Genomic DNA, 10,688 nt, shown 5'->3' on the forward strand with positions numbered 1-10,688 from the left:
TATGAAAAAGAATATATTCAAACTATTTTCGGCTATGGTGGTATCGGCTACGGTATTAACAGGCTGTATAGAAGAGATTTTCCCTGAAAACTCTACCGCAACTTCCGAACAAATCGGTGCTTCGGCTTCAGCGCTTGAGGCTGCAATCAATGGTCTGCCGTCGCAGATGGTCCAAGGCTATTTGGTATACGGAAGGCAAGTTCGCGAAAGCGACCTCGCTTACCCCTCTCTGATGCTGGTTCAGTCCGAACTTCTGGGTGATATTGTTGCCACAGAATACGGTTATGACTGGTGGTGGCGCTACAGCGCAAACTACGGCATGTCCGATAACACTTATGAGTCGTTCCTGCCTTACTTTGCCTTGTATAAGTTTATCAAGTCTGCCAATGATGTGATAGCAGTAGTTGATGTAACCGACCCCACCATTTCCGATGAAATGCGTGGATACGGAAGTATGGCTCATGCCTTCCGTGCTTTGGACTATTATACACTGATGGTGCTTTTCGAACCGGTGGAAAACATCTACACCGATTGCAGCAAAATATTGGGACTTACAGTCCCCATTGTGACCGAGGCGACCACCAACGACATGGCTAAAAACAATCCACGTGCAACACGTGAGGAGATGATGGCTTTCATACTTTCTGATCTTGACAAGGCCGAAATCGGCTTGACAGACTATACGCCTGCTACCAAAAACTTCCCCAGCTTGGCTGTGGTATATGGTTTGAAGGCCAAGGTATATATGTGGGATGAAAATTATGCCAAGGCAGCCGAGTATGCCCGCAAAGCTATCGACGCATCGGACGCAACGCCTATGACCTCCGCACAGTGGCACAACCCTACTACAGGCTTTAACACCGCCACTTCTTCATGGATGTGGTATCTCCATCCCACAGCCTCCAATATGGGTAATCTTGCTAACTTCATAGGTCACATCTCCAATGAGGCTGGCTGGGGTTATGCAGACTTGTCGAAACTTCAGATAGCGCGCTCGCTCTATGACGAGATAGCCGACAACGACTTCCGTAAGTACTCTTTCCTCGATCCGGACAGAAGTTTCTATAATTATCAGTCGGTACAAGGCAAGGAGTGGCTGGATGAACAACCCGACTATATGTCGCTGAAGTTCCGTTGCGTCAATGGTGACTACAAGATTTACTCCGTTGGTGCAGCCGGCGATATCCCCGTAATGCGTGTGGAAGAAATGTACTTCATAGAGGCCGAAGCTGTAGCTGCCAGTCAGAATGTGGCGGCAGGCGTGCAGCTGCTGAACGATTTTATGAAACGATACCGTCAGTCTGACTATAACTGTGTGCTGACCGACCTACGTGCTGTTCAGCTTGAAGTGCTGAAGCAGATGCGCATCGAGTTCTGGGGTGAAGGTATCGCATTCCCCACAGCTAAGCGTCTGAAACCGGGTGTAATTCAGAACTATGAGGGAACCAACTACATAGAGGACATTTTCAAGATAAACTGTGAAGGCGTGAAACCCAACTGGGCATTGGTGATTCCCAAAGATGAAGTGGATTCAAATACAGCTCTCCAAGGCAAGAACAATCCTGACCCTTCAGGTTCCATCCCCACACGTCCTACTCCGATAGGCACGTATGCACCGGGTAATAATTAACCAACAAGTTAACTTTTAATAGAATTTGTATATGAATAAGATAAAGAACATATTGAGTGCCATGCTCTTGCTGGCACTTCCACTGGCTTTCACTGCCTGTGGTGACGATGTGGAATATTCACCTGCTGACAAACCTGTAAACGCCCAAGTGTATTTCCCGACCACAAATGGTGCGACTGTTGATTTGAGCAAAGACAAGACATCGTTCGACGTGACCCTTATGCGTGCCAAGACTGATGAGGCGATTACCGTGCCTATTACAGCTACGGGGGGCGGCAGCTTTTTCACGATTCCAACTTCTGTCAGCTTTGCCCAAGGCGTTGACAAGGCTGTGTTGTCCATCAGCTACAACCCCGAGTCGCTGGAGTATGATGCATATTCTGAAATCAAACTGACTATTGGAGATGAAAGCGCGACCACTCCTTACGGTATGGCCCAGTATGTGTTCAAGGCGGGTATTCCGGCTCCTTGGACTTCTCTGGGGAAGGCTACTTTCAGCGATGCTTTCTTGTTTGCCAATAAATATAGTGTGGAGCTGCAACGCAACGATCTCAATCCGAGTTTATATCGTCTGGTTGATCCGTATTCTGAAGGGTTGACTAAGGAAGGTTTTACTTCTAATGGCGACCAGAGCCCTTACGTAGAATTTACCCTATTGAAGCCGGGAGACAAGATAGGTGATGTGACCATTACAATGGAAGATCTAGTTTATTTCCCATATTACTGTACCGGTTTCTTTAATACATCAAATGACTATAATACAAATGTTGACGCCCACCATCCTTCCGACTTCTCCAGCCTTAACAGCGAAGCTGCTTGGACGTTCAACAGGGTTCTCCAGTATCAGGCTGATGGCACACCTGCGGGAGTGCAGCTTGCCCCATATTACTATATGAATGGGCATGGCGGATGGAACAATACACAGGCTGATGGCATTATAACCATTATTTTCCCCGGTGCGTCTCTGAAAGACTATACTATTAATGTGGAATACAAGGGACGCTTCACGAACGTAGGTGGTGATAACTATGCCGTTGCCGACATCCAATTGGGTGCTGATGTGGAAAATGCCAAAGTGGTGATGGTGGAAGGTAATGACATTCAGGCTGCCATAAACGGCATTCTGGACGGCAGCCTTGAAGGCATCGAAGTCAGCCAAAGCGGTTCCGTAAACATTCCCAGTACAGCCAATGGATTATGCTCTATCGTTGCCGTAGGTTATGGCGAAGGTGAGTCACAGGAGGTAGCCTACACGTCTTTTGAGTTTTCGGCAGGAACTGATAGATGGATGAGTTTGGGAACAGCTCTCTATACTGAAGATCTTATGACCACACTTTATAAGGTGGATAACCCTACCTATGAAGTCGAAATACAAGAAAACAGCGAAAACCCCGGTGTCTATCGTTTGGTAAATCCGTATGGAGAAGCCTACCCTTACAATGAATCTGGTGACTGGGATGATAGCCAGAACCATTACCTGGTAATTAACGCACAAGACCCCGAAGGCGTATTCATCGACCAGCAGAAGATGGGACTCAACTGGGGAGATGGGGCATTGATAATATCCAGTCTTGCCGCCAATTATTTGGGACAGGGAGCAACTTTAGAAGAGGTCAAGGCAAAAGGCGTGTGCGGTTCGCTGACGGACGGCGTCATCACTTTCCCCGTGAAGTCACTTCTCTGCACTCTTGAGAGCGAAACCAGTTTCTATTATGGCAATATAAATGGAGCCTTCAAAGTTGTACTTCCGGACGCTGCCGCCACCGTTCAAACTCAGGCTACAACAAAATCCGTTAAAGCCCTTGGTGTTCAATCTACAGACAAGAAAGCATTCAGTCCCAGTAATAAAGTTTCCTCAAGAGAGTTGAAATTCGGTATTGTGACTTCCCATAATTCTCTGAACCGATAATCGGAACTTCCACTAACCGTTCCCGTCCAACGGGTTCACGAGAAAGATGAATTGCTACATAAATGGGGGACTCTTCGTTGAAGTCCCCCATTTTTATTCCTTAAATGAATTTACACGCATGCCTTGATTTAACAACTTAAAAAAAAATCCATGATTCGTAAAAACTTTTTTTTCTTCTTATTATTCGGCCTGTTGAGTGTTTCTTGCGGAGACGATTCAGAACCGGCCGTGTCATTATCGCAGGATAATTTCGCGAACATTTCTTATGAAGAGAACACTCTGAAAGTCTCCATCCAAACCTCTTTGGAATGGACGGCCACAAGTTTGGTGAATTGGTGCCGGGTATCCCAAAGTAAAGGAACAGGCGATGCCGTACTGGAATTATCGCTGGAACCCAATATTGATACGGAGCGTTCCGGTGTGATAAAGATATGGACTAAAGAACAGATACGGGAGATCAATATCCGGCAAGAAGGAATACCGGACGGACAGGAATTTACCTACAGGCTCCCCGTTATCTTCCATGTACTTTACTCCGATGCGGAAGACCGGAACCAGTATATTGACCAAGGACGCCTGCTGAAAGTACTGGACAGAGTAAACACTTACTATGACGGAATCACTCGCTACAATGGAGGTGACAAAGGAGTGGATATGAATCTGGAATTCGTACCGGCCGAGACGGACGAAACGGGCAATGCGCTTCTGACTCCAGGTGTAGAATATGTAAAGATGGATGCCATGCCCCTGGACTGTGAGGCTTTTATGGGTGACAGCCGCTATGTAAAACTGCTTTGGGATCCCAATCGTTACATCAACGTAATGCTCTACAACTTTGCGGAAGTGGACGGAGGTGGAAGTGTAATACTTGGCATTTCCCATCTTCCGCTTTCTACCACGGGCACAACTTATCTGGAAGGACTTCCCGCCACCCAATACGCTTACCTGACCAAAGAGAACCTTTCTTATCCCAAATGTCTATCCATCAACAGCCTATATGTCTATGAAGAGACCGGTAGTGACGGAAAGTACAACGGATTTGACGTAAATGTGACTTTGGCACATGAGTTGGGGCATTACTTAGGGTTGCATCATGCTTTTGATGAAGATGAGAACTCTGGTCTTTCTACAGATTGCATAGATTCCGACTATTGCGAGGATACGCCCTCATACAACCGTATAGCTTATATGATGAACTTAAGAGCGTTGCTTCAGGAAGCCGCTCAGCAGGGGACAAGCTTGAGTATGGCCGAGGCCGTAAAACGTGAAAATTGCAAAACGGGGCAGATATTCAGCTCATACAACCTGATGGATTATGAAATAAGTTATGCTGACCGTCTAACAAATGACCAGCGCAATCGTATTCGGCATGTATTGACTTACAGTCCCCTGACACCGGGACCCAAGAAAGGGAAAGCGAATACTCGAAGTGTCATAGAAGGCAAACTAGACTTGCCGATGGTGATTGTGAAATGACAACAGAAATATGAATGAGGATGTGCCAGTCAATCTGCCACATCCTCATTTTCATTCCATTATATCAATCCCTCCTTCAGTATATCCACTAATATCGGCTTCGCCCCACTCACGAAACATTCCACCGCAATCACCATCAGTATAAGTCCCATAAGGCGCATCATCACATTATTTCCCGTTTCCCCCAGCACTTTTACCAGACGTGTAGAGGCACGCAATATAAAATAGGTGATCAGATAAATCAAGGCGATAGCACCAATCAGAACTCCCTTCATTTCAATGGTATTGGCATCCTGCATCAACACAATGGCATTGGCTATGGCACCGGGACCACACAGCATAGGAATACCTAACGGGGTTACGGAAATATCATCAGCATAAGTCTTGATTTCCTCGTCTTTCAACTTCATGTGGGTATAACGGGCCTGCAACATGTCAAAACCTATTTTAAAGATGATGACTCCGCCCGCAATACGAAAACCATTGGTAGAGATTCCAAAGAACTTAAAGAGGAACTGACCTGCAAAGGTAAAGACCATTATCGTAAGAAAGGCTACCAGAGTGGCACGCGATACGATAAACCGACGCTCTTTATCCGTCATCCCCTGTGTCATAGTCAGAAAGACGGGCATGGTTCCCAAAGGATTTGTCAACGTGAAGAAAGATGTCAGACAAAGCAAGGCAAAAGGAAGAATAGATTCCATAGTTGCAATTTTATTCGTTTTTTATCGAATGCAAAATTACAACTAATCCCTCAATGTCACAACAATTGAAGTAACTCTTTCAAGTCTGTAATCTGGTAAGTTGGTTTAAATGGGAACTCCGCACGGCCCGTAACATTGTAATATACCTGATGCATCCCTACCCCTCTGGCACCGGTAATGTCATTGTCCCAGCTATCACCAATCATCAACGAATCGCGCAATTCGGACTGGGTAGCCGACATGGCAAAGTGAAAAATCTCCGGCCAAGGCTTCAACACACCGATATCGTCAGAAAGAACCACCTTCTTGAAATAACGGTCGATCCCTGCAGAGCGCATCTTATGACACTGCAATTCCTGAAAGCCATTGGAAAGGATATAAAGATTATACTTGGGTGCGAGGTACTCCAACACTTCCCGGGCATGAGGCATCAATCTGCTTTTAGTGGGAATCACCGCAAAGAAATCTTCAGAGAAAGCCTTTGCCAAAGCTGCATCCCCCTCTCCCACTGCTTCCAGCGGATAAAGAAAACGCTGGCGGTTCAACTCATCCTTTGTCACTTTTCCATCCGCATATTCTGCCCACAATTCCACATTACGCCGCTCATAGAGTTCATAAAAGTGCTGGAAAGACCGGAAGTAGCGGTCATATTCATATTTGCGATACATTTCTTCAAAGGTATCGCGGGCATTATAAGAAAAAGCCCAAAGAGTATCATCGAGATCGAAAAAAAGATTCTTGTATTGCATAAAAAAGAAATGGCAGGGCTAACAACCCTGCCATCTTATGACATTATCAAATTATTTCACTTGGATAACCAGATATTTAGATACGCTCCAGAAATCTTTCGGATTCGTAATCTTCAGAACTAGCTGGCCTTTATCATCTTTTTCCAAAGCATAAGAACCTGCCGGATGAGTTGTCAGGACATCAGCATCCTTAGAATACAACTTAATTTCTTTCGTTGTACGGATGTCAACCTGAGTAAAGTAATCCTTATTCACATCACCATCCTTCAATACTTTACCTTTTTTGAAGAGACCGGTATCAGTCAGGATTTTTTGGTCTTTCAACTCCTTCTTAGTTCCAAATACGAACCAAGCGGTATTTATTGCCTTATCCTGCTCAGCCACAGTCTTAGCTTTAGCCTCGTTTTCAGCAGAGAGAGCTTCTTTGTCGGCCGACAGACCGGTTACGGCTGCATCCAATTCCTGAATACGGATATTCTTGGAAGCAAGTTCAGCCTGCAACTCTTCAATACGCTGAGTCTTGGCTACTAATTCCTGAGTCAGAGATTCTACCGCTTTCTTCATTTGTGCAGAATTGGTCTTGCTATTTTTCAGCATTGCTTCCAATTTGGCAATCTGCTCTTTGTTTTCCTGCATCTGCTTCTGGATGAATTCAATGTCAGTCGCAATCTGCTGTTTTGCAGATAAAGAGCCTTCCGAAACTGCACCACGTTGCAAATCTACGCGGCTTTCAGCGGCATTGATTTGGCGGAAGCCTTCGGAGATATCATTGAAAGTGCCCATCATTTCGTCCAGTTCAGCATTACGCTGGGTAAGTTCCATCAAAAGAGAATCATTTTCAGCTTTCAACTGGTCTTTGCTACCACCTGATAAGCCGTCGCACGATGCCATAACGGCTGCGCATACAATTAAAACTGCTAACTTTTTCATACGCTTTTGTTTTACGTTGGTTAATGAAGTTATCTAATCGTCTATTCCTTCTACTACTATTACTATTTCTCCACGTGGCTCATTGGCGGTGAAATGCTCTATCAATTCCGTGAGACTGCCACGCACCGTCTCTTCGTGCATTTTTGAGATTTCCCTCGATACGGAGGCCTGACGTTCGGCACCGAAATGTTCGGCAAACTGCGTCAATGCTTTCACCAAGCGGTGGGGAGACTCATAAAACACCATTGTCCGGCGTTCTTCTGCCAAAGTTTTCAGACGCGTCATGCGGCCCTTCTTTTGGGGAAGAAAACCTTCGAAACAGAATTTCTCATTCGGCAAGCCCGAAGCAACCAAAGCCGGAACGAAAGCCGTAGCCCCCGGTAAGCATTGCACCTCGATGCCATTACGAACACATTCACGCACTACCAGAAAGCCCGGATCGGAGATTCCCGGTGTACCTGCATCCGAAATTAATGCCACAGTTTCACCTGCCTTTATTCTATTAACAACACTTTCCACCGTTTTATGTTCATTAAATTTATGGTGGGATTGCATTGCATTCTTTATTTCAAAGTGTTTCAGCAGTATTCCGGAAGTACGGGTATCCTCGGCAAGAATCAGATCCGCCTCTTTCAGGATGCGGATAGCACGGAATGTCATATCTTCCAAATTTCCTACCGGAGTAGGCACTACATAAAGTTTTCCCATATCCGTTATATACTTTAACTAAAATATTTCTTGAGAAGTTCTACAAAATCGACAACCGCCTCATTTTCTTCATCAGGATTAACCAGAGAAGAGAAAAGTTCCAGTGCCTTGTCCAGAGAAGGGGCATCACCCAACTGGCGTATGACCTCATTCATACGGGCAGTGTCACCACCGAAAATCTCACGCGCAAAGCGGAAAGAATCGTTCAGGCTGATAGCATGCCGCAAGTCAGTAGCCGGCTTTATCCGCTCTGCCAGGATTGGCGATGCAGGAGAGGAAATTGGAGCCGCCTCCGGTTCATGCTTGGGAGATACAGGCTCAGTAACCTCCGGAACTTTGACCTCAACAATCTGAGGCTCTTCCACCTTGCTTCCAGTCTCCTCCAATACCTTCTGCAATTCATCCAGACGCGCACGCATCTGCTGAATACTCCGTTTCGCCACAATCCGTAATTTAGAATCAGGCTCGGCCGTTATAGTTTGCATTAGATATTTCAGTTCCTGAATGTCCAGTTCTATGTCATCCAATAATGTTTGCATTTCCTTTCTCATCACAAAGTGTTAATGCCGCAAATGTAGAAATAAATAATGAAATAATATCGGAAAGCCATTAAAAGTGTTATTTTTGCGGCTAAAATAAACTTTTAAAACAATGGTATTATTCTCGGAAGACCACATACAGGAAACCAATCGTAGAGGAAGAATTGAAGTTATTTGCGGCTCCATGTTCTCTGGCAAGACAGAAGAGCTGATTCGCCGCCTGAAACGTGCTAAGTTTGCCAAACAACGTGTAGAGATATTCAAACCAGCCATCGACACCCGCTATTCGGAAGAAGAGGTGGTGTCACACGATAGCCACTCCATAGCATCTACCCCGATAGATTCTTCGGCAAGCATCCTGCTGTTCACTTCGGAAATAGATGTGGTAGGAATCGATGAAGCACAATTCTTCGACAGCGGTTTGATCGATGTCTGCAATCAGCTTGCCAACAATGGCGTACGCGTTATTGTTGCCGGTCTGGATATGGACTTCCGCGGACTTCCGTTCGGCCCGATGCCCGGCCTGTGTGCCATTGCCGACGAAGTTTCCAAAGTTCATGCCATCTGTGTGAAGTGCGGGCAACTGGCATCCTTCTCTCACCGTACCGTTAAGAATGACAAGCAAGTACTTCTGGGAGAAACTGCCGAATACGAACCCCTCTGCCGTGAATGTTATCTGCGGGCGGTGAAAGAAGACCAGAAAGCGGCTGGCAGTTGACAACAAATAAAAAAGCATAAGCCTTATGGAACGTAAGAAGATTACATTCGACAGTTTTATCCGTACCGTCATTCTCGGTGCCATTATCATCGGTATATTGATGCTTCTGAAGCGGTTGAGTGGAGTATTGCTTCCGTTCTTCCTGGCATGGCTGATTGCTTACCTGATATATCCGTTAGTATCCTTTTTCCAATATAAGCTGCGGTTAAAGAATAGAATTGCTTCTATCTTCTGTGCTTTATTCACTCTTACCATTATAGGAGGGGCTGCGTTCTATCTGCTTGTGCCACCCATGATTCAGGAGTTCTTGCGAGTGAAGGACTTGCTAATAGAATATTTCAGCACTACCCATACCGCAAGCAACGTACCCACTACCCTCTCCGAGTTTATCCGGCAGAATGTCGACATGCGTATATTAGAGCAGATGTTCAGTCAGGAAAACATATTGGATGCTCTTAAAGTGACCGTTCCTAAGTTGTGGGCATTAGTCTCGGAATCCATAAACCTTTTATTCGGGTTCTTCACTGTCTTCCTTATACTATTATATATAGTGTTTATTTTGCTCGATTATGAAAGTATATCCCAAGGCTGGATACATCTCATGCCCAAGAAATACCGGCACACAGTGACCGGCATACTGAACGACGTAAAAGACGGCATGAACAGATATTTCCGCGGACAGGCATTAGTAGCTTTGTGCGTAGGTATCCTGTTCAGTATTGGCTTTCTGATTATCGACTTCCCTCTGGCTATTGGCTTGGGGCTGTTCATTGGTGCGCTGAATATGGTGCCTTACCTGCAAATCATCGGTTTTGTCCCTACCATCATGCTTGCCATTCTGAAAGCTGCGGATACCGGCGATAATTTCTGGATTATCATAGCTTCGGCAACGGCTGTATTCATAGTGGTACAGATCATACAAGACGGTTACCTTGTGCCTCGCATCATGGGAAAGATAACCGGGTTGAATCCTGCCATTATTTTGCTCTCCCTCTCTGTCTGGGGCTCATTAATGGGTATGCTGGGGATGATCATAGCCTTGCCACTTACCACGCTGATGCTCTCCTATTATCAACGATACATCATTAATCAAGAAAATATTTATCGAACGGAATCTACTGAGGATCAACCGATAGAGGGTACCAAAGAAAAATAATGCAAACTTTTTTCCTTATATTCCTTGCAGATTAAATAAAAGTGCCTATCTTTGCACCCGCTTAACAGCAATAAAGGTTTGATTCGCTAGCTCAGCAGGTAGAGCACAACACTTTTAATGTTGGGGTCCTGGGTTCGAGCCCCAGGCGGATCACTGAAAACAAAAGAAA

Annotated in this window: 10 protein-coding genes and 1 tRNA gene; 6 read left to right on the forward strand and 5 right to left on the reverse strand. The window is 45.4% G+C overall.

The window, feature by feature from the left end; genetic code table 11:
* Window position 1 precedes the first annotated feature (1 nt).
* The 3 genes from BUC01_RS22745 to BUC01_RS22755 all read left to right on the forward strand — a co-directional run bounded on the left by BUC01_RS22745 (window position 2) and on the right by BUC01_RS22755 (window position 5,015).
* Window positions 2–1,630 carry a RagB/SusD family nutrient uptake outer membrane protein gene (locus BUC01_RS22745; protein ID WP_025835617.1) on the forward strand — a complete coding sequence of 543 codons (1,629 nt, stop codon included), beginning with the start codon at window positions 2–4 and terminating at the stop codon, window positions 1,628–1,630.
* Between the two features lie 31 nt (window positions 1,631–1,661).
* Complete coding sequence (locus tag BUC01_RS22750) at window positions 1,662–3,539, forward strand: hypothetical protein (protein ID WP_073314977.1); 1,878 nt, start codon at window positions 1,662–1,664, stop codon at window positions 3,537–3,539.
* 150 nt (window positions 3,540–3,689) lie between these two features.
* Window positions 3,690–5,015, forward strand: coding sequence for a zinc-dependent metalloproteinase lipoprotein (locus BUC01_RS22755; RefSeq protein WP_083595489.1), 1,326 nt, complete (start codon window positions 3,690–3,692; stop codon window positions 5,013–5,015).
* Window positions 5,016–5,074: 59 nt separating this feature from the next.
* Here the strand turns inward: BUC01_RS22755 and BUC01_RS22760 are convergent, their stop codons facing one another.
* Genes BUC01_RS22760 through BUC01_RS22780 form a run of 5 tightly spaced genes read right to left on the reverse strand, consistent with a single transcriptional unit; the run spans window position 5,075 to window position 8,657 of the window.
* Window positions 5,075–5,719, reverse strand: a complete 645-nt coding sequence (locus BUC01_RS22760; RefSeq protein WP_009131900.1) for a MarC family protein — start codon at window positions 5,717–5,719, stop codon at window positions 5,075–5,077.
* A gap of 56 nt (window positions 5,720–5,775) precedes the next feature.
* Entirely contained in the window at window positions 5,776–6,468 is a 693-nt protein-coding gene (locus tag BUC01_RS22765) for a YjjG family noncanonical pyrimidine nucleotidase (RefSeq protein ID WP_025835625.1), read from the reverse strand.
* Window positions 6,469–6,519: 51 nt separating this feature from the next.
* The gene (locus BUC01_RS22770) at window positions 6,520–7,398 is read right to left on the reverse strand and encodes a Cbp1 family collagen-binding glycoprotein adhesin (protein WP_025835626.1); all 879 of its coding nucleotides are present in this window, start codon (window positions 7,396–7,398) and stop codon (window positions 6,520–6,522) included.
* Window positions 7,399–7,431: 33 nt separating this feature from the next.
* Window positions 7,432–8,106: a 16S rRNA (cytidine(1402)-2'-O)-methyltransferase gene (gene rsmI / locus BUC01_RS22775; protein ID WP_025835627.1), complete on the reverse strand. Its 675-nt coding sequence runs from the start codon at window positions 8,104–8,106 to the stop codon at window positions 7,432–7,434.
* Between the two features lie 14 nt (window positions 8,107–8,120).
* On the reverse strand, window positions 8,121–8,657 hold the full coding sequence (locus tag BUC01_RS22780; RefSeq protein WP_034524779.1) for a hypothetical protein: 537 nt from the start codon (window positions 8,655–8,657) through the stop codon (window positions 8,121–8,123).
* Between the two features lie 100 nt (window positions 8,658–8,757).
* Between BUC01_RS22780 and BUC01_RS22785 the strand changes: the two genes are divergently transcribed.
* The 3 genes from BUC01_RS22785 (at window position 8,758) to BUC01_RS22795 (ending at window position 10,672) form a co-directional block, all read left to right on the forward strand.
* Window positions 8,758–9,363: a thymidine kinase gene (locus tag BUC01_RS22785; protein WP_009131905.1), complete on the forward strand. Its 606-nt coding sequence runs from the start codon at window positions 8,758–8,760 to the stop codon at window positions 9,361–9,363.
* Between the two features lie 25 nt (window positions 9,364–9,388).
* Window positions 9,389–10,519, forward strand: a complete 1,131-nt coding sequence (locus BUC01_RS22790; RefSeq protein ID WP_025835630.1) for an AI-2E family transporter — start codon at window positions 9,389–9,391, stop codon at window positions 10,517–10,519.
* 80 nt (window positions 10,520–10,599) lie between these two features.
* Window positions 10,600–10,672 (forward strand) — tRNA-Lys (locus BUC01_RS22795).
* The last annotated feature ends 16 nt before the right edge of the window (window positions 10,673–10,688 follow it).

This window comes from Bacteroides stercorirosoris (assembly GCF_900142015.1).
GTDB classification, from domain to species: domain Bacteria; phylum Bacteroidota; class Bacteroidia; order Bacteroidales; family Bacteroidaceae; genus Bacteroides; species Bacteroides stercorirosoris.